The sequence below is a fragment of the Buttiauxella sp. BIGb0471 genome (assembly GCF_024807715.1).
GTDB classification, from domain to species: Bacteria; Pseudomonadota; Gammaproteobacteria; order Enterobacterales; family Enterobacteriaceae; genus Buttiauxella; species Buttiauxella agrestis.
The window spans coordinates 273,220-292,600 of record NZ_JANUEU010000002.1 but is presented as its reverse complement, the minus strand read 5'-3'; the positions used below and the strand labels follow the sequence as shown (position 1 = coordinate 292,600).

At 48.6% G+C, this 19,381-nt stretch carries 22 protein-coding genes and 1 pseudogene; 5 read left to right on the top strand and 18 right to left on the bottom strand.

Going from position 1 to position 19,381, the window contains the following annotated elements; translation table 11 throughout:
- Window positions 1-20 precede the first annotated feature (20 nt).
- Window positions 21-752, top strand: coding sequence for an arginine ABC transporter substrate-binding protein ArtJ (gene artJ, locus M2371_RS07920; protein WP_259267408.1), 732 nt, complete (start codon window positions 21-23; stop codon window positions 750-752).
- 148 nt (window positions 753-900) lie between these two features.
- Window positions 901-1,245: a hypothetical protein gene (locus M2371_RS07915; RefSeq protein WP_259267407.1), complete on the top strand. Its 345-nt coding sequence runs from the start codon at window positions 901-903 to the stop codon at window positions 1,243-1,245.
- A 78-nt stretch (window positions 1,246-1,323) separates the two neighbouring features.
- Here M2371_RS07915 and M2371_RS07910 read toward each other — a convergent pair whose 3' ends face one another.
- The 16 genes from M2371_RS07910 to M2371_RS07835 all read right to left on the bottom strand — a co-directional run bounded on the left by M2371_RS07910 (window position 1,324) and on the right by M2371_RS07835 (window position 15,309).
- Window positions 1,324-2,145: a DUF4225 domain-containing protein gene (locus M2371_RS07910; protein WP_259267406.1), complete on the bottom strand. Its 822-nt coding sequence runs from the start codon at window positions 2,143-2,145 to the stop codon at window positions 1,324-1,326.
- A 1-nt stretch (window position 2,146) separates the two neighbouring features.
- Complete coding sequence (locus tag M2371_RS07905; RefSeq protein WP_259267405.1) at window positions 2,147-2,626, bottom strand: Hcp family type VI secretion system effector; 480 nt, start codon at window positions 2,624-2,626, stop codon at window positions 2,147-2,149.
- 15 nt (window positions 2,627-2,641) lie between these two features.
- Complete coding sequence (locus M2371_RS07900) at window positions 2,642-2,869, bottom strand: hypothetical protein (RefSeq protein ID WP_259267404.1); 228 nt, start codon at window positions 2,867-2,869, stop codon at window positions 2,642-2,644.
- A gap of 297 nt (window positions 2,870-3,166) precedes the next feature.
- Entirely contained in the window at window positions 3,167-4,300 is a 1,134-nt protein-coding gene (gene rlmC, locus M2371_RS07895; protein ID WP_259267403.1) for a 23S rRNA (uracil(747)-C(5))-methyltransferase RlmC, read from the bottom strand.
- A gap of 39 nt (window positions 4,301-4,339) precedes the next feature.
- Complete coding sequence (locus M2371_RS07890; RefSeq protein WP_259267402.1) at window positions 4,340-4,774, bottom strand: YbjO family protein; 435 nt, start codon at window positions 4,772-4,774, stop codon at window positions 4,340-4,342.
- A 111-nt stretch (window positions 4,775-4,885) separates the two neighbouring features.
- Window positions 4,886-5,731: a putrescine ABC transporter permease PotI gene (potI, locus tag M2371_RS07885; protein ID WP_172895060.1), complete on the bottom strand. Its 846-nt coding sequence runs from the start codon at window positions 5,729-5,731 to the stop codon at window positions 4,886-4,888.
- A complete protein-coding gene (gene potH, locus M2371_RS07880) occupies window positions 5,728-6,681 on the bottom strand; it encodes a putrescine ABC transporter permease PotH (protein WP_259267401.1) in 954 nt (317 codons plus the stop codon). Before potH ends, potI begins: the two co-directional genes overlap by 4 nt.
- A gap of 9 nt (window positions 6,682-6,690) precedes the next feature.
- Complete coding sequence (potG, locus tag M2371_RS07875) at window positions 6,691-7,824, bottom strand: putrescine ABC transporter ATP-binding subunit PotG (RefSeq protein WP_115629877.1); 1,134 nt, start codon at window positions 7,822-7,824, stop codon at window positions 6,691-6,693.
- 154 nt (window positions 7,825-7,978) lie between these two features.
- Window positions 7,979-9,091 (bottom strand): spermidine/putrescine ABC transporter substrate-binding protein PotF, encoded by a 1,113-nt coding sequence (gene potF / locus M2371_RS07870; protein WP_259267400.1) that lies wholly within the window; start codon window positions 9,089-9,091, stop codon window positions 7,979-7,981.
- A 384-nt stretch (window positions 9,092-9,475) separates the two neighbouring features.
- The gene (locus M2371_RS07865) at window positions 9,476-9,961 is read right to left on the bottom strand and encodes a YbjN domain-containing protein (RefSeq protein WP_034494256.1); all 486 of its coding nucleotides are present in this window, start codon (window positions 9,959-9,961) and stop codon (window positions 9,476-9,478) included.
- 105 nt (window positions 9,962-10,066) lie between these two features.
- Complete coding sequence (gene rimK / locus M2371_RS07860) at window positions 10,067-10,969, bottom strand: 30S ribosomal protein S6--L-glutamate ligase (RefSeq protein WP_172895063.1); 903 nt, start codon at window positions 10,967-10,969, stop codon at window positions 10,067-10,069.
- Between the two features lie 64 nt (window positions 10,970-11,033).
- Window positions 11,034-11,951 (bottom strand): LysR family transcriptional regulator, encoded by a 918-nt coding sequence (locus tag M2371_RS07855; RefSeq protein WP_034494253.1) that lies wholly within the window; start codon window positions 11,949-11,951, stop codon window positions 11,034-11,036.
- 68 nt (window positions 11,952-12,019) lie between these two features.
- Entirely contained in the window at window positions 12,020-13,276 is a 1,257-nt protein-coding gene (locus tag M2371_RS07850; RefSeq protein ID WP_259267703.1) for a nucleoside permease, read from the bottom strand.
- Window positions 13,277-13,319: 43 nt separating this feature from the next.
- On the bottom strand, window positions 13,320-14,153 hold the full coding sequence (xapA, locus tag M2371_RS07845) for a xanthosine phosphorylase (protein WP_172895065.1): 834 nt from the start codon (window positions 14,151-14,153) through the stop codon (window positions 13,320-13,322).
- A gap of 150 nt (window positions 14,154-14,303) precedes the next feature.
- Window positions 14,304-15,026 carry an oxygen-insensitive NADPH nitroreductase gene (gene nfsA, locus M2371_RS07840; RefSeq protein ID WP_172895067.1) on the bottom strand — a complete coding sequence of 241 codons (723 nt, stop codon included), beginning with the start codon at window positions 15,024-15,026 and terminating at the stop codon, window positions 14,304-14,306.
- Window positions 15,010-15,309, bottom strand: a complete 300-nt coding sequence (locus M2371_RS07835; protein ID WP_172895069.1) for a YbjC family protein — start codon at window positions 15,307-15,309, stop codon at window positions 15,010-15,012. The genes nfsA and M2371_RS07835 overlap by 17 nt, the downstream gene beginning before the upstream one ends.
- A 182-nt stretch (window positions 15,310-15,491) precedes the next feature.
- On the opposite strand from M2371_RS07835, the gene M2371_RS07830 reads away from it, so the two are divergent.
- Window positions 15,492-15,764 (top strand): GrxA family glutaredoxin, encoded by a 273-nt coding sequence (locus M2371_RS07830; protein ID WP_034456459.1) that lies wholly within the window; start codon window positions 15,492-15,494, stop codon window positions 15,762-15,764.
- Window positions 15,765-15,813: 49 nt separating this feature from the next.
- On the opposite strand, the gene M2371_RS07825 is transcribed toward M2371_RS07830, so the two are convergent.
- Window positions 15,814-16,179, bottom strand: a complete 366-nt coding sequence (locus M2371_RS07825) for an inner membrane protein YbjM (RefSeq protein WP_034494246.1) — start codon at window positions 16,177-16,179, stop codon at window positions 15,814-15,816.
- Between the two features lie 299 nt (window positions 16,180-16,478).
- Here M2371_RS07825 and M2371_RS07820 point away from each other — a divergent pair, with 299 nt between their 5' ends.
- Entirely contained in the window at window positions 16,479-18,161 is a 1,683-nt protein-coding gene (locus M2371_RS07820; protein ID WP_034494245.1) for an aspartate:alanine antiporter, read from the top strand.
- Window positions 18,162-18,508: 347 nt separating this feature from the next.
- A pseudogene (locus M2371_RS07815) lies at window positions 18,509-18,814 on the top strand (SDR family oxidoreductase); the annotation flags it as partial.
- A gap of 19 nt (window positions 18,815-18,833) precedes the next feature.
- On the opposite strand, the gene M2371_RS07810 reads toward M2371_RS07815, so the two are convergent.
- Window positions 18,834-19,379 (bottom strand): TetR/AcrR family transcriptional regulator, encoded by a 546-nt coding sequence (locus M2371_RS07810; protein WP_259267702.1) that lies wholly within the window; start codon window positions 19,377-19,379, stop codon window positions 18,834-18,836.
- Window positions 19,380-19,381 lie beyond the last annotated feature (2 nt).

The window sequence follows — 19,381 nt, the reverse complement described above, 5'->3', positions numbered from 1 at the left end:
ACGACAGACGGGAGCTACACATGAAGAAGTTTATTTTGGCCGCACTGTTCGCTACAGCCGCATTCAACGTGGCCGCGGCCGACAAAATCAACTTTGGTTCTTCGGCGACTTATCCGCCATTTGAATCGCTGGATGCCAATAATCAGATTGTCGGTTTTGATATCGACCTGGCAAAAGCTTTATGCAAACAAATGCAGGCTGAATGCACATTCACTAACCATGCATTTGACAGCCTGATCCCATCGCTTAAATTCCGTAAATACGATGCCGTAATTTCCGGCATGGATATTACCCCTGAACGCAGCAAACAAGTTTCCTTCACTGCACCGTACTATGCCAACTCAGCGGTGGTGATTGCCAAAAAAGGGGCCTTTAAGTCTTTTGACGAACTGAAAGGCAAACGTATCGGCATGGAAAACGGCACCACGCATCAGAAATATCTCCAGGATAAACACCCGGAAATTAAAACCGTTTCTTACGATAGCTACCAGAATGCGATTATCGACCTGAAAAATGGCCGTATTGATGGCGTATTTGGCGACACGGCTGTCGTGAACGAATGGCTGAAAACCAACCCGCAGTTAGGGACAGTGGGAGAGCATGTGACTGATGCAGAATACTTCGGTACCGGGCTGGGTATTGCGGTGCGTCCTGATAATCAGGCGTTGCTGACCAAACTGAATACGGCGCTGGCGGCGATTAAAGCTGACGGGACGTATCAGAAGATTAGCCAGCAGTGGTTCCCGCAGTAAAATTTTTCTGCAAAAAGCTTATTCAGGCTGGGTAAGCTAGCCTGAATTTAATGATGAAAATTAGCCATATATCTATTTTGCTTTTTCTATTTATTCATGCTTAAATCAACGAACAATAGCATAGAGTTAACATAAATCGAGATAATGAATGAATAATAATGAAATCATTACCCTTATGGATGAAAAAGGTTTTACTAAGAAAGAAATTGAGAAAGTGGCCTACGCTGCCAGAAAAGAAGGTTTTACTATTGAGCAAGCAGTAACCTATCTGGCAGGGGAATTTTACCGTGTGATCTTTAAACTATTTTGCTTTCTTATTATTGCTTTTTTATTCATTGCACTCAATGACAATGATTTGAAAAGCAATTTAGCACTAGCCGCTATTTATGCTATTATTTTTATAATTATTTGTATAAAACACGCTGTAAGCCTGACATTTAAATCTTATCAATTCGTTGCAAAATTAAATTCAATGAAATCAAAATCCCAATGAGTTATAACAGATAGTGATATTTAGCATAAATTAATACTATATTAAATATCACATGTGATTATCAGCATAACATTCCAACTATTCCCTAACATTTTTCGAATCATTCATTCCGCTGACGGTCAATACATCTATTAACATTTCCATTGTTAATGCAGGGCCTTTCATATCTTTGAAACCGACTATGGTGTCATTGTACATCCAATAAAATAATCGATTTTTTTCGGGCAAAATGACATTTCTAAACAATCCATACCCTGACAGCGCCAAATCAATACCACCGTAGAGAATATCTCCCTGCTGGCTACTAAACCCAGCATAAGTCGAAGCTCTTTCATAACCTCTTCTCAGAATCCCTTTATAATCAGGGTTGTGATTATAAAGCGACATAACATTCTCTTCAATGGCTCCTAAACCATGCACGACTAATGCAACTCCTGCAACATTCCCTACAATTGCACCAGGTTCTGTAGTATAGCTACCACCGATAAGAGCTATTCCAGCTGTTATTTGAGCATACCCTGCATAAACCCCTATACCTTTCACCACGTAATACCCAGCGATGCCCGCGACTTCCTTCACAAACTCAATAGTTATAGAAACTGCGAGTATGGCTTTTTTGTATCTCAGCAAAAACTCTTGATGAGATAAATAGTCTCGCTCTTGTTTTAAATAACTCATTGCTTGCTTCTTTTGTACTGCAGAATAATCTCCGTTTAATATTTCAAGTTGGTTTTCCACAAAATGAGACAGATCGTTTCTGAAGTCTATCCTCACGCGACTATTTTTTATAAATTGAGAAGCAGTTAACCCAATTTCAATAACAGCCCGACCTTCCAGGTTACCCATGATCTGGTAGTAATCATTAACCCTACCCGGGCTATCAGAAAATATATAATCCATATCAGAACACCCTGTCTTCCCATAAACTATAACCCGATGTGCCCGATCGAATATGTTCCCATGTAATACTTTCATATTTTAATGAAACGGTTTCTATTGGCTGTGCATCGTGATGGGTCAATGAGTTGGGTGAAACCAGATTAATATCAGCAATTGTCGCCTTGATTAGTTTTATTCGATAAAAAAGCATCTGAATACCTGACTTATCTGTTCGATAGGTTTCAAAGATAGCTTCCATTTTCTCATTATTGGAAATTGCTGAAGCGAGTAAAGGAGAGGATTTATCAATAGGTTTTTTGAAGGTTAAAGGTTGATGATTGACATTTTGATCTCGACTAATAGCATAAGCTAGTTCGTAAACCATAATCTCATTAAGGTGTGCAGTCTGGAATGCGTTCCCGATAGAATCATAAGAAGAACAGCCCTCAGAAAGTAATCCTTGCTGAGCACCAGTTAAAGACAGATAAATGTTATTAGCCATTGTCAGATATCCTAATCAATGAATTTCAGAAGTTGGTTGTTTAAGCTCTACAAAAAGTGTATGCCCGTCAGAAACGTTCATTCGTACGCCACTGGCGGGAATGGCGATCAATACTTCAAAATTTGCCATTACAACTGCAGCCAATTTTTCTTCTAGCCCAAGAGGATTTTGGTTAATCACATCACAAATTTGTCTGGTAAGTTGTTTGATACTTTCTTCAACTTCAGAATGAGTATTTTGCATAAAAGCCATACCGTTAAAGTAGATGAATAATCATTTTGCTCCCGAAACTCCTAAGATAGGAAGTCAAAAATCATCAAAATTCTGGAATAAAACTTTTTTAAAAACCCGGTATATCATTGCAGTAAGTGATTAAGATGAGTTATTACACGAAATACAGATACAGGTTGAAATATGGCGGATATATATAACTGGGGAAGTTATAGTGAGTATTTATAAAGAAATACCGAACAAGCAATTTATCCTTATCTCCGGTACCTCTTAATGATAATTTATCTAAATCAATTGACTCATATGCAACTATAGAGCAACTTTCACCAACAACGCCAACACCTCGTAATGCGCCGTATGCGGGAACATATCAAACAGCTGCACACGTTCAACCCGGTATTCCGCCAGCGAAGCAATATCCTGCGCCATCGTCTGCGCATTACAACTTGAATAGATGATGTATTTCGGAGCCATGTTGTTCAGGAAATAACACAGCGCCTGGCCGATACCGCGTCTTGGCGGATTCACTAAAACCAGGTCAGGAATATCTTCCTGCTCAGTAGCAAATTTCGTGGAATCCAGCGCCTGGAAGTGAATATCGGTTAAGCCGAGTTTTTCGGCTGATTGGCGAGCTGAGGCAATCGCTTCTGGGGCAATTTCAATTCCAGTCAGTTTCATATCCGGAGTGGCGCAGTGCAGCCCAAAGCCGCCAACTCCACAGAATAAATCCCACATATGTTTGACGGGCAATTCTCGCACCCACTCGCGGGCGGTGGCATACAACGACGCAGCAACTGTTGGGTTAGTCTGGAAGAAACTTTGCGGGCGTATATATAACGGCACGCCGTTAAAATTTTCTTCAAGCCATTGCTGTTCGGTGAACGGAATCTCCTGCTCGCCTTCCATAATCGCCATATGCACTGGCTGGATGTTGGCGGAAATCACTTTGAGCTGTGGGAGTTGTTGCTGCAGCCATGGCAGCGCCGCACGCAGCTGCTCAATTTTTGCATCGGAACGCAATACAAAACGCAGCATCATGCCGCCATCTAACTGGCTTTCCGTCAGCAACAGATATTTCAGTTCGCCACGTTTACGCGCCACGTTATAGGGCGTCAAACCCGCACGAGCAATAAAAGGTTTCAGTACGGCAAAAACCGCCTGGAAAGAGGCAGGATAAAGCGGGCATTCGGTTAAATCTTCAGGCGTCCCATCGCGGTGCAGCATGCCAAGCAACGGCTTTTCTACACTGCCGCTGACCACCATTTTAGCTTTATTACGAAAAGCGTGTTCAGGGCCACTGATCGGCGCGCGCCAGTCTTGCACCGCAACTCCCTCCAGTAATTGCTGAAGTTCGTTCATTTTGGCGGTGAGCTGTTCAGAAATCGGCTGTTCAATCCACTGACAAGAACGGCAACGATTAGCCTGGTATAGCGCGCAATGCATAATTAAATCCTGAAGGGCGCAGAGCAAAACACTACGCGGTTATTGAAGTTTGAAAAAAAGCCGACTGCGCGAAGGGGCAAACAGCAGGAACAACACCAGTAAATCGGGGAGTTTCTGCATCATTAACGAGCGGAATATCTCACGTTTTGACTCGCCGGGAATACTAAAAAGTTCGGGATAACCCCAACCCAGCGACGCCGCCCATAAATATGAGACCGCAATAACCTGCGTGGCAAGGAATACCCAGCGCCCCCAGTTGCGCCCTTTCATGATGACAAACGCACAACGTAACTCGATGCAAAGCATCACCAGGCTGGCAAGGAAAATCAGCGTCAGGTTCCAGGTTTGCACACTGCGATGAACAAAATCAATCACTCCACGCAACCCGAGCATGTTGAACAGCAACATAAGATCGAGCATCCGCGTAGTAAGAATAGCGATTGCCGCCACCAGAACGAGTGTGGGGGCATTCAATTTGGCTTGAGTTTGACTTCGTTTCCTGAAAATTTCCGCAAACCTCGTGTTCCATACGTCACAGTGCCGCGTCTGGCGCGGCACTGAGGGTTTTATCAGATTTTAAACCTTTCAGCTACGCCTTGCACGTTGGATATCGCGCAGGCGCTGCTTTTCTGCCCGCGCCATAAACCACCATGCAATTAAACCAATAACCCCAACAACACCCAAAATGATGGATGCAAGAGCGTTAATTTCCGGGTTGACCCCCATTCTGACACTCGAGAATACCAGCATCGGTAAGGTTGTCGCACCAGGCCCTGAGACGAAACTCGCAATAACCAAATCATCGAGCGATAAGGTAAACGCCAGTAGCCAGCCGGAAACGATCGCCGGAGCAATCATCGGAACGGTGATCACAAAAAACACCTTCAGCGGCGTGGCGCCTAAATCCATTGCCGCTTCTTCGATTGAGTGGTCTAACTCGCGCAAGCGTGAGCTAATCACCACTGACACATACGCAGTACAAAAAGTGACGTGCGCAAGCCAGATGGTCAACATGCCGCGGTCACTTGGCCAGCCAATGGCATGCCCAAGCGCGACGAACAGCAACAGCAACGACAGGCCAGTAATGACATCAGGCATAACCAGCGGTGCGGTGAGCATAAAGGCAAAACCTGTGGAGCCCCGAAACTTACCAAAACGCACCATCACCATAGCAGCAATAGTGCCGAGGATAACCGCGGCTGTTGCAGCCGCAGCCGCAATGGTCAAACTCAGCCCCACCGCACTCATCATCGCCGAGTCGTGGAATAGCTCGACATACCAACGTGTAGACCACCCCGCCCATACTGTTACCAGTTTTGAGCTGTTAAATGAGTAAATCACCAGCATTAACATTGGGGCGTACAGGAAGGTGAAACCAATCACCAAAATCAAAATACGCCACGGCGAACGCACTACCGGTAAATTGTTCATGCGTGGTCCTCAGCAGCTTTGTTCTGGTATTTGTGGAACCACATAATCGGCACAATCAGCAGGATAAGCATAGTGATAGCCACCGCTGAGGCCACAGGCCAGTCGCGGTTATTGAAGAATTCCTGCCACAGTACACGACCAATCATGATGCTATCTGGCCCGCCGAGCAGTTCCGGGATAACAAACTCCCCTACCGCCGGAATAAACACCAGCATCGAGCCGGCAATAATCCCGCCTTTAGTGAGCGGCACGATAACGCTAAAGAACGTTTTTAGCGGCCGGGCGCCTAAATCCAGAGAGGCCTCCACCAGCGAGTAATCAATTCGGGTCAGCGCGGTATAAATCGGCAGCACCATAAAGGGTAAATAGGCATAAACAATACCGATATAAACCGCGAGATTGGTATGTAAAATCACCAGCGGTTGATCGATAACACCCAACCACATCAGCACGTTATTAAGCACACCGTTATTTTTGAGGATCCCCATCCACGCATACACGCGAATCAGGAACGAGGTCCATGAAGGTAAAATAACCAATAACAACAGAATATTACGGGTTGAGGATTTACTGTGAGCCACCGCCCAGGCCAACGGATAGCCCAGCAGCAAACAGCAAATTGTAGAAACGCCCGCCATTTGCAGCGATTGCAGATAGGATTCGGCATATAACGGATCGTCAGTTAGCTGAAGGTAGTTAGCCAGATTCAGCGCCAGCGAAATCTGATCGTCTGCCCAGGTGACAAGATCGGTGTAAGGTGGAATGGATCGCGCTATTTCTGCAAAACTTATCTTAAAGACAATCAAGAATGGCAGCATAAACAGCAAAATTAGCCACAGATAAGGCAAAGCGATCACCAGCTTGCGGCCATGGCGCATTTGCATTTTTCCCAGCCACAATTTAAAACCGCTTGCCGGTGGCTCCGCCGGGCGTTCAGTCATCGTGCTCATTTCGCCCCCTTAAACCGTCAACACCACACAACTTTCAGCATCCCAACACAGGCGCACTTCGTCGCCCCATGTCGGCATTCCTTTACGATTGCGGTTCTCGTTCTGCAACTGCGCGCTGATCATCTGGCCACTTTTCAGGCGGACGTGATAAATCGACAAGTCGCCAAGATAGGCAATGTGCACCACTTCACCCACCGCAAAGTTGTAGCCATCGGCAGGGGGTTCGTCGCAAAGCATTACTTTTTCCGGGCGCAATGCAACGTAGACCGGCACACCGTCGACCACTGAAATATCCGGGTCAACTTTCAACGGATGCACAAGCCCTGGACTGTCAATCACCAGGCCATCTTCCTGACGCTCTTTCAACAGACCTTCAAAGACGTTTACCGAACCGATAAATTCAGCGCTGTAGCGCGTTGCCGGGTATTCATAGACTTCTTCCGGCTCGCCGATTTGCTCGAATTTACCACGATTCATGATGGCGATACGCCCCGCCATAGTCATCGCTTCTTCCTGGTCGTGCGTCACCATCACACAGGTCGCGCCCACGCGCTCAAGAATATCGACGACTTCAAGTTGCATACGGTCACGCAGCTTTTTATCCAGCGCGCCCATAGGCTCATCGAGCAGCAACAGTTTTGGCCGTTTCGCCAGGCTCCGTGCCAGCGCGACACGTTGGCGCTGCCCGCCAGAAAGCTGGTGCGGCTTACGTTTCGCGTACTCCTGCATATGCACCAGAGTCAGCATTTCCTGCACGCGCTGAGTGATTTCACTTTTCGGCAGTTTGTCTTGCTTGAGGCCGAAGGCGATATTTTGTTCAACCGTCATATGCGGGAAAAGCGCATACGACTGGAACATCATATTGATCGGGCGCTGATACGGCGGCACATGCGACAAATCGACACCATCAAGCACGATCTGCCCGGCACTCGGTTGCTCAAAGCCTGCCAACATACGTAAAAGTGTTGATTTACCACAGCCGGATGGCCCGAGCAGCGCAAAAATTTCGCCTTTATAAATGGTGAGATTCACATCATCAACGGCGTGTTGCCCGTCGAAGGATTTTGTGAGGTTGCGTACTTCAAGCAGCGGGGTGAGCGCTTTGCGAGTTTTCGCGTGTGGACGAGGAGTTGCGTCGTTCAATATGTTGCTCTCCGGCAAAAACGAAATAGATGTACGACCCGGTTGCCGTACTAATGACGATACAGAGGCCTAAGCCTCTGCTCGTGTTGGAGCACATGCACTGTTTCGGTGCACCACTCCGTTGCAAACCTTGTTAAGTCGCTAACAGGTTTACTTATTTGCCTGTTTTAACTTTAGTCCATGCCCGGGTAATTACGCGGTCAACTTTTGGCGATTGCACACCCTGGGTGAACAGTTTGGCACGCACATCAGCTGGCGGATAAATACCTGGGTTATCGCGAATTTCCGCGTTCAGCAGCGACGTCGACTCTTTGTTCGCGTTCGCGTAATAAACGTGGTTACTGATGTTAGCCACGACATCCGGACGCATCAGGTAATTCAGGAACTGATAGGCTTCGTCTTTGTTTTTCGCATCTGCGGTCATGGCGAACATATCGAAGTACACCATCGCCCCTTCTTTAGGAATGGTGTAAGCAATATTCACGCCATTTTTTGCTTCTTTGGCGCGATTCGCTGCCTGGAGAATATCTCCCGACCAACCAATCGCGACGCAGATGTCGCCGTTTGCCAGGTCATTGATGTATTGAGAAGAGTGGAAATAACGGATAGACGGGCGCAGTTTCAACAGCAGATCGTTCGCCGCCCCGGTGTAATCTTTCGGATCGGTGCTGTTAGGATCTTTGCCCAGATAGTGCAACACAGAGGCATAGACCTCGCTTGGTGCGTCAAGGAAGGAGACACCGCAGCTTTTCAGCTTCTCGAGGTTTTCGGGTTTCAGGATAAGATCCCAGCTATCCACTGGCGCGTCTTTGCCCAGTGCCGCTTTGATTTTTTCGACGTTGTAACCGATACCGGTTGTGACCATCATGTACGGAATGCCGTATTTATTGTCGTGGTCGTTGTGCGCGACCAGCTTGAGCATTTCCGGATCGAGGTTTTTGTAGTTCGGGAGTTTACTTTTATCCAGCGGCTGGAAAATCCCGGCCTGAGCCTGACGTTCGAGGAATTGCGAAGAAGGCACAACCAGGTCGTAGCCCGTACTGCCCGCCATCAACTTCCCTTCCAACACTTCGTTGGAGTCGAAGACGTCATAAACGACTTTAATACCGGTTTCTTTGGTGAAGTTTGCCAGCGTATCCGGCGCAATATAATCAGACCAGTTATAAACGTGCAGCGTCTTTTGTTCAGCAGCAAATGTGGTGGCAGAAACGGCCATCAGCAAACCCGCCACCATACCCGATAGCAATTTTTTACGTTGGGCGAACATAGTTATCATTCCTTCTGAATAAAGGGTAAATCTCGCTTTCGCGAGCATAATTTACTCAATCAACCTTTCACGCATTTTTTTCTCGCACACAGGCCATGCAAGAATCATGCATCTCTATTCAAACTGCTGTGAAAAAAGACTGACGCCTCCCCAGCAGACATTGCACGCTTTACGCGTCCCGCAAGAATAACTGTAGCCAGACTTAGAGACTATAGCCCAGGCAGAAAAGTGACTTTTATCAATTTTTTAAGCATAAAACATCTATGGTGTGGCGCAAAACGGGCAGGAGTGGCGAAAATAATTCTGGTGGGAGGCTATTAAGGCAGAATAAAAAAACATGGAACGCAGCAGGTATGGCAGCCGCTGCGGTCAGGAAAGAAACGATTAGTGCAGGAAGTGGGTTTGAATAATTGTGCCGTCATCTTGCTCTTCTTCTCCTTCAGAGATAAAGAGCAGTTGGTTGGCACACGCTTCCAGAATCACCATAGAGATTTGCTCTTCACTCTGTTTTACAAAAGCAGCAAACTGCTCACGGGTTATGCCGACTGACGCTTGCAGCGACTGGCAAACCACAAGTTTAGGCAAATTGTCATCCTGGATATCCAGGAACGCTTTCACGGTTAACGAACTGGCGTTGATAGAGGACAAATCAGATGCCAGTGGCAGCAAAGCGGAAGGCTTTACTTCGGCCAGCGCTGAGAACAAGACGATATTATCGACCAAATCGATTTTCGCATCGTAGACACCATCAAAATTCTGCATATGGGGCAGATGGAGCGCCTGGCAAGTGTCGCACTCGAAAATGGTCACGCCGATTTCGTCAAGCCAGCGGCGTAAGATGTCCAGAGTCGGGACAACGAGTGAATCCATAAATGCCGTAGCCTCTTAAATAAGGGTGAGTAAGTCGCGCCATAGCTTACGCAAAAATAACGCCTCATACTAATATTATGCGCCCAATGGCTCATGCGTTCGAATTTAGCCGCCTGTTTTCAGGCAATATCCCGGCTGCGCTTGCTGCTCAATCCATTTAATCATCAGTGTCGCAATATCCACACCACTTGTTTTTTCAATGCCTTCCAGACCTGGCGACGCGTTGACTTCCATAACCAGTGGGCCGCGTTCGGCGCGCAAAATATCAACGCCCGCCACATCTAACCCGAGCGTTGCAGCCGCATGCAGGGCGATTTCGCGTTCACGTTCGGTGATTTCAACCTGATTCGCCACGCCTCCACGATGCAGGTTGGAGCGAAAATCACCGGGTTTTGCCTGGCGTTCGATTGCCGCCACCACTTTGTTGCCGACCACAAGACAGCGGATATCCCTGCCCTGCGCTTCTTTTATATATTCCTGCACCAGAATATGAGCGTTAAGACCCCGGAAGGCATCAATCACGCTTTCTGCCGCCTGCCGGGTTTCAGCCAACACGACGCCAATCCCTTGTGTACCTTCCACCAGTTTTACCACCAGCGGAGCACCGCCGACCATGTCGATTAAATCACTGGTGTCATCAGGTGAGTGAGCAAAACCGGTAACGGGCAAATCAATGCCCTGCCTCGCCATCAACTGCAAGGAACGCAGTTTGTCGCGCGCGCGGGTAATCGCGACGGATTCATTGAGTGGATAGCTGCCCAGCATTTCAAACTGGCGCAAAACCGCAGTGCCATAAAATGTGATTGCCGAGCCGATACGTGGAATAACTGCATCATAATGCGGAAGCTGGCGGCCTTTATAATGCACAGAGGGTGCTGCCGGATTGATGTTCATATAGCAAGAAAGGGGATCGATAATTTCGACGGCGTGACCCCGGCGCGATGCCGCTTCACGAAGCCGTTTACAAGAATAAAGCGTTCCATCCCGGGACAAAATGGCGATTTTCACCCTGCACCTCAGCGTTTCCAGTCTAATAATGACAGCGCGGATATCATAGCACTGCCATCCTGATTCAACGAACGGGCAATGTATCTGGAGACTGTTTTAGCACGTCAATTAAATGGCGTGTTGTGGAAGCCAGATGATGTGGATCGTAGACCACATAGAGATCCGCCGGGATCGCTTTTGTGAGCGGGCGAAAGGTAACACCCGGCCAGTTCATTTGCGCGTAGCTGTCAGCCATGATGGTTAATCCGATACCAATGCTCACTAATGCCAGCACCGTTTGCGGCTCGACGGCTTCCCTGACTATACGCGGCGTGAACCCCGCTTCCCGACAGACCCCCTGCAAAAAAGTCCAGTCAGAATGCACCGCCGTCATGGTGACAAAAGCCTCGTGACGCAACTGTTCGATATCAATGGCGGTTTGTTTTGTGAGGGGGTGCTTTTCTGGCAAGGCCACTAAAAACGTCGCGTCGTGAAGTTTTTCGCTGCGTAAACCTGGAGGGGGATTGGTTTCCATACGCCAGATCCCTGCGTCGATGTCATGGCGTTCAATTAAAGAAAGCTGGACGCCAGGTGACTTTTCGCGGAATAAAATATCAATCGCGGGATAATCAGCGATAAATTGTTGCAGCCCCAGACGCAACCCGCCCCAGATAGCGGTGCCGACTATGCCCAGGTGAATTCGTCCACCTTCACCACGACCTATTTGTTCGACTCGGGCCAGGGCGAGGTTTGCGCTGTCGAGCAAACGCCGGGTTTCTTCGAGTAGAATTTCACCAGCATATGTGAGCGCGACGCTACGTGAATGGCGAATAAACAGAACGGTGCCGAGCTGGGACTCTAATTCTTTGATATGAAAACTCAGCGGCGGCTGAGACATATTTAAGCGCGCCGCAGCTTTACCAAAATGCAGCTCTTCTGCCACAGCCTGGAAATAGCGCAATAGTTTTAAATCAGTACGATAAACTCGCTGTGAAATGCTCATGAGGCTCCCTTTGTTCTGGCAGCCCCATAAACTATCACTCCTGCCGCTCGCTGTAATCCAGCCGACTGTTAATGTGCGACCGGTGCCGAAGCCTTGAGCGAAGGATTGTGTCGATACTGGAAACTGAAGTGGAAAATAACTGCCAGCACTAATGCGTATCCGGCAAACACCAACCAAATCGTCGTCCAGTCTTTAACGCCATCAACGCTAAAGTAATCCACCACATAGCCACTGAGAATCGCCCCGACATAGGCACCAATCCCGTTAACCATCGTCATGAATAGCCCTTGCGCACTAGCCCGGATACGTTTATCGACTTCTTGCTCCACAAAAACAGAACCTGAGATATTAAAGAAGTCGAACGCGCAGCCATAAACCACCATCGAAAGTAGCAGTAATACGAAGCCGAATGCAGACGGGTCCCCCCAGGCAAACAACGCGAACCGCAGCACCCAGGCCACCATGCTCATCAACATCACTTGTTTAATACCAAAGCGACGTAAGAAGAATGGAATGGTCAGGATAAACGCCACTTCAGACATTTGCGAAACTGAAAGTAGAATCGACGGGTACTGAACCACGAAGCTGTCGGCAAATTCAGGGTTACGCGCAAAATCATGCAGGAACGGGTTGCCGAAAGTATTGGTTATTTGCAAAACCGCACCCAACAGCATGGCGAATAAGAAGAAAACAGCCATGCGCGGATTTTTGAACAATACAAACGCATCCAGACCCAGACGGCTCACCCACGAGCGCGACACACAGCCCTTCGCCACCGGAATGGTTGGCAGAGTCAGGGAATACAATGCCAGCGCCAGCGAGGCTCCCGCGGCAATATAAAGCTGGAGATTACTCAGCTCAAATCTCATCAGGCTCACTGTCCACATCGCGGCGATAAAACCGATAGTGCCGAAAACGCGGATCGGTGGGAAATGGCTGACGGTATCCAGTCCGGCTTTTTCAAGGCTGGCATACGAGATGGTGTTCGACAGGGCAATGGTTGGCATAAATGCCATCGCGTTACCCAGCATCACCCAAAACATCAGCCCCGGCTGATTAATGCTGGCAGCCCAGGCCAGCATTGCGGCGCACACCAGGTGGCAGAGTGCATAGACACGATTCGCAGACAGCCATTTGTCGGCAATAATGCCGACGATCCCCGGCATTAATAACGCCGCAAGCCCCTTGGTACTGTAGACCATACCGACATCAGCCCCCCGGAAACCGAGGGTGTTAATCATGTATGAACCTAGGGTGACCAACCATGCGCCCCAAATGAAATACTGCAAAAACAACATGATTTTCAAGCGAGGTTTAATCGCCAAAACGTTAATCGCCATGTGTTTTACCCGGTGTGTTGGTAGTGCCTCAGGCGAGTTTGCCCAGGAAACCGCAAATCAGATTAATAAAGTTCTGGCGCGAAAGTGCCGCTGCCGCCAGCGTTTGCGCATGAGAAAGCTGCACGCTTCCCAGGCCTTCAGCAAGATTGGTAATCGCCGAAACCGCCACGACTTTCAGGCCGCAATGGCGAGCGCTTATCACCTCAGGCACAACAGACATACCCACCACATCACCGCCGATGATTTGCATCATGCGAATTTCAGCTGCGGTTTCAAAGTTGGGGCCAGGATAGGAAACAAACACACCTTCGGTGAGTGGGAAGCCCTGCTCTTTTGCGACCTGCTGTAATACGCCACGGTAATCAGCGTCATAAGCGTTTGCCAGAGAGAAGAAACGCTCACCGAAACGGTCATCGTTAGGGCCGACAGTTGGCGTACCCGGCATGGTATTAATATGGTCGTTCAACGCAACCAGGCTGCCTGGCCCCACTTCAGGACGCAATGAACCCGCGGCGTTGGTGGAGAATAGGATTTCACAGCCCAGCAATTTAAACGTGCGAATCGCGTTAGTCATCACTGACATACCGCGCCCTTCGTAGAAGTGACCGCGTCCTTTCATGCAAGCGACAGGAACACCCGCAAGCGTCCCTACCACCAGCTCACCAGCATGGCCGTGCACCGTGCTTACCGGGAAACCTGGCAGTTCATCGTAAGGGAAAACAACAGGTTGTTCGATTTTCTCAGCCAGTTCGCCCAGGCCAGACCCCAGAATGAAAGCCACGCGCGGCACCAGGCCATTAATACGGGAACGGATAATATCTGCGGCGTAATACGGAGAGTTATCAAGAGTAGTCATCGGCATCAGGTGCTCCTTGTCATGAGTCGAATAATCAGAATTTGCGTTAACTCTGTTATACCGACTCACAATGGTGCAAAACCAATACCGTTTAGGCGGGTGATTGATAGCGAAAATGTATTGATCAGCGGCGGCGAGCGCCACCGCCAGAGGTTATTATCGGGTAGCCCAGCCCTGTTTGTGCAAATAATCGAGAATAAATGGACGGTTTTCTTTGATGATTGTGCGACGAATATGATCGCTCCACGTGTCGCGGCGCGTATTGCTGCCACGGGAAAGATAGTATTGCGCCACCTCTTCGTCGTATTGCTCCAGCACGTTTTCATCGACCGGCTGATAGCTATTTTCATGCATGATCATGGCCGCCGGGATGCGCGGTTTAATACCGTGGTCTTCATCAGGCCAACCCAGGCATAAACCAAACAGAGGTAACACGTGTTTTGGGATATTCAGTAATTCCGTCACCGCTTCGATGTTGTTACGCAGCCCGCCGATATAAACGCCGCCCAATCCCAGCGACTCCGCTGCGGTAAACGCGTTTTGAGCCAGAATAGCCGTATCAACCACGCCAAGGAGCAACTGTTCGGCCAGACCTAACTGCGCTTCCGGGCAAATTTGTAGATGACGGTTAAAGTCGGCGCAGAACACCCAAAATTCAGCGGCTTGCGCGACATGTTTCTGCCCGCCGGTGAGCGGAACAAGCTGCTCGCGCAGGGATTTGTCCGTGATACGGATAATCGAGGTGCATTGTAAAAAACTGGAACTTGAGGCCGCCTGGGCACTGGCAACAATCGCTGCACGCTGTTCGTCGGTAATGGGCTCGTCGGTGTAGCGACGAACGGAACGGTGTGAACGCAGCAGATCAATGGTCGGCGTCATCGTGTTTATCCTTTGGCTTGTCTGAAAGAGATTTTTTAACGGGCGATTGCCCTTTGGTCAGCAGCGGTGCAGCGTTTTGAGCCATCGCCCACACCATGAATGCCGCTGCCGGGATCATGAGTGCAATCCCTAAAAATACCATGATGATGGCCGCCGTCGCATTCCCAAAGGGTGCGGGTAATGCCACATAACCGTTCAGGGAAAGATAAGAAAGCAATAAAAAGGCGATACCGATAACTTCGAGGATTAATACAGGTTTCGGTAAGGCACCGAGTGAACGCATCCGCTTGTCTCCACAGGCAATTATCAATTGAGTATAACCTGGTTGCGCCTGACTCTTACGTTGCAATATAGATGATGAATATCAATGTAAGAGGCAAGACCTTCTTTCCATTCCCCCCTGTTAGCGGCATTATAGTTGCCATTCGCCGGTACGTATCGGCCACAAAAAATAAAGGAGATTCTATGTTTGCAGTAATCTTTGGTCGCCCAGGCTGCCCATATTGTGTTCGTGCTAAAGAGTTGGCTGAGAAATTGACCGCTGAGCGTGATGACTTCAACTTCCGTTACGTTGATATCCATGCAGAAGGCATCAGCAAAGCCGATCTGGAAAAAACCGTAGGTAAACCTGTTGAAACCGTACCGCAGATTTTCCTCGACCAGAAACATATCGGTGGTTGTACTGATTTTGAAGCTTACGCGAAAGAACACCTGAGTTTGTTCCAGAACGCGGAATAAATACTCAAACTAAAAAAACCGGCTCCGTTGTATAACCGAGCCGGTTTTTTTATCGCCGCTGACGGCGGAGCAATGTACGAACAAATAAGTAGCTCAATGCTCCAAGAGCACACCAAAACACAGCACTAAACATCCAGGCCATTTCCTGCCAGAACGTTCGCGTTGGCGAAAGCCAAAAGTGAATGATTAACAGACAAAGCGGTGAAGCCAGTACTGCGCCCATCAGCGGTTTGATCACTCGGCCATGGCGTGAAAACACGCTAGCAATAACACCCGGAAGGATAAAAAACAGCAATCCCCACTCTGAATGTCTATCACCCGGGTAGCTATTGGCGGCACTCAACTTCTGAGACAAAAACACGCCAACAAACAACACGAAGCAACAAATGACTCCAAACCAACGTTGTCCACGCATGAACACACATCCTCCTGACGATCGCTTGTATCGAACTTAAAATTACAGTTCTGCACGCAGAACAGCCCGAGTCAGATAAGTTTCAGCAATCCCTGCTAAAAAATAAGTCGCGCAATTCGCACAATATTCTTACTAGCCGTAAAACTACATAAAGATTAAACTAGCGGCTATTATCAGGTCTGTGCACTGGATATTTTAATGCAATAAAAATACATTAAATTGCGTTGTAATTAGTAGAAACCCTAACCCAAAAAACCATTTCTTTCAACAGCTTACTAGTAAACAAGAAGTTATCCTTCGTGAATATAAACGTCGCAGATTTGTTAAGCGGGAATTACATCCTGTTATTATTTGTTGTTCTGACCTTAGGCTTATGCCTGGGTAAATTACGCCTCGGTTCTGTCCAACTGGGTAATTCCATTGGTGTTTTAGTGGTCTCTTTATTACTCGGACAACAACATTTTTCCATTAACACAGACGCCTTAAATCTGGGTTTCATGCTGTTCATTTTTTGTGTTGGCGTGGAAGCTGGGCCAAACTTTTTTTCAATTTTCTTCCGCGACGGCAAAAATTATTTAATGCTGGCACTGGTGATGGTCGGCAGCGCCATGCTTCTTGCATTGGGATTGGGGAAACTCTTTGGCTGGGATATTGGCCTCACCGCCGGTATGCTCGCCGGTTCGATGACCTCTACCCCCGTGTTGGTCGGTGCAGGTGATACCTTGCGCCATTCCGGCATAGCGGGAACCGAACTTGCCGCCTCTCTTGATAATCTGAGCCTCGGCTACGCGCTGACTTATCTTATCGGCCTGGTGAGTTTAATTGTTGGTGCGCGTTATCTGCCAAAACTTCAGCACCAGGATTTGCAAACCAGCGCTCAACAAATCGCTCGTGAACGCGGTCTGGATACCGATGCCGCACGCAAAGTTTACCTGCCCGTTATCCGCGCCTACCGCGTCGGTTCTGAACTTGTTGCCTGGGCGGATGGCAAAAATCTGCGCGAACTGGGTATTTATCGCCAGACCGGTTGCTATATCGAACGTATTCGCCGTAACGGTATTCTGGCAAACCCGGACGGTGACGCTGTGCTGCAAAAAGGGGATGAAATCGCGCTGGTCGGTTACCCGGACGCACATTCTCGCCTCGACCCAAGCTTCCGTAATGGTAAAGAAGTTTTCGACCGTGACCTGCTGGACATGCGCATCGTCACCGAAGAAATTGTGGTGAAAAACCACAATGCCGTAGGTCGCCGCCTGGGCCAATTAAAGCTGACCGATCACGGTTGCTTCCTGAACCGCGTTATCCGCAGCCAGATTGAAATGCCTATCGACGACAATATCGTGCTGAACAAAGGCGACGTTTTACAGGTTAGCGGTGACGCTCGACGCGTGAAAACCGTGGCAGAGCGCATCGGTTTTATCTCGATTCATAGCCAGATTACCGACCTGCTCGCTTTTTGCGCCTTTTTCATTATCGGCCTGATGATCGGCATGATCACCTTCCAGTTCAGCTCGTTTAGTTTCGGTGTCGGTAACGCCGCAGGCTTGCTGTTTGCCGGAATCATGTTGGGCTTCTTGCGCGCCAACCATCCAACGTTCGGCTATATCCCGCAAGGGGCATTGAACATGGTGAAAGAATTCGGCCTGATGGTGTTTATGGCGGGCGTCGGGTTAAGTGCAGGTAGCGGCATTGGCAATGGTTTAGGTGCCGTCGGCGGGCAAATGTTGATCGCCGGCCTTATCGTTAGCTTGGTACCCGTAGTGATCTGCTTCCTTTTCGGTGCATATGTTTTACGTATGAACCGCGCATTGCTGTTCGGGGCGATGATGGGCGCACGAACTTGTGCACCAGCGATGGAAATTATCAGCGACACCGCGCGCAGTAATATTCCAGCCCTTGGCTACGCCGGAACCTACGCTATCGCTAACGTGTTGTTAACGTTGGCGGGGACGCTTATCGTAATCATATGGCCTGGTTTGTGATCCGTACCGCAGACAAAGAAAAAAGATTTTTTTATGGCAGTGCGAACTTTTTACCCAAGACAAAGTCTTAATTAGTGCCACTGCTTTTCTTTGATGTCCCCAATTTGTGGAGCCCATCAACCCCGCCTCTTTGGTTCAAGGTTGATGGGTTTTTTATTGCCTGAAATTCGTGTTCCCTTCCAAATCAAACTCTTGCCCCTCTCTGCTCCAGTCACGCCTTAATCACCACCAAATCTAAATCCATCGTTCATAATTTGAACACTGAGAGCGAGTGAGCGAGGATTCGTGATGTTACTTAAAGACAAAATCGTGGTGATCTTCGGGGGCAGCGGCGCTATCGGTAGTACGCTGGCACAGAAACCTTCATTAAAGCGCTCGCCAGTGAACTTGCCCCGAAGAATATCCGCGTCCTCTGTGTGCGCTCACATGCCATTTCTGATGCCGTTCAGGCTGGTTCCTATACCAAGCCAAAGGCACAAGCGATGGGTTTGAGCGTGGAACAGTGGGTAGGAGGGGCGGCACAAAGTACGATGTTAAAACATTTGCCTACACTCTCGCAGATTGCAGAGTTAATGACATTTCTGGCGTCAGAAAACGCAGGGGCGATGACGGCAACGGTGGTCAATATGACTGCGGGTACGGCGATCGACTGATAAGCCTGTGCTGTCGAATCTAACCGGCAATTTTTGCCAGCATCCTGCTGAGATCATCCCGGCTCAGCGGGTTCCTGTCCGTCACATAATGCAGTGTCATACCTTCGATAAAAGCATCCAGCATGCGAGCGGTTATCGGGTCAAAAAAGGCCTCGAGCGCTTGTTGGCTGCGACACATCCAATCCTGCATGATGATTTTTAGTTCAGGATTGCGATTTGCGTATGCATAGAGTTGATACATCACTTGAAGGTTGTATGACGTGGCGATTTTCTCACCGCAAATCATGTCGACTATCGCTTCGCAGGCTTCATCGCGATTACGGGCCTGCTCAATGCGGCAACGATAATCGTCTGACATTTGATGCGCAAACTGTGTAAAGGCTTCGCTCAAAAGCGATTCGATGCCCTCGAAATAGTAGGTCATCGATCCCAGCGAGACACCTGCCGCTTCGGCAATTTTGCGGTGCGTGATATGGCTAATTCCGTGTTCCACCAGCATATCCAGCGTGGCTTGCAAAATACGCGAACGGCGGTCGGGGTCGTTGCGTCGCGGTGCTTTAGTCATCA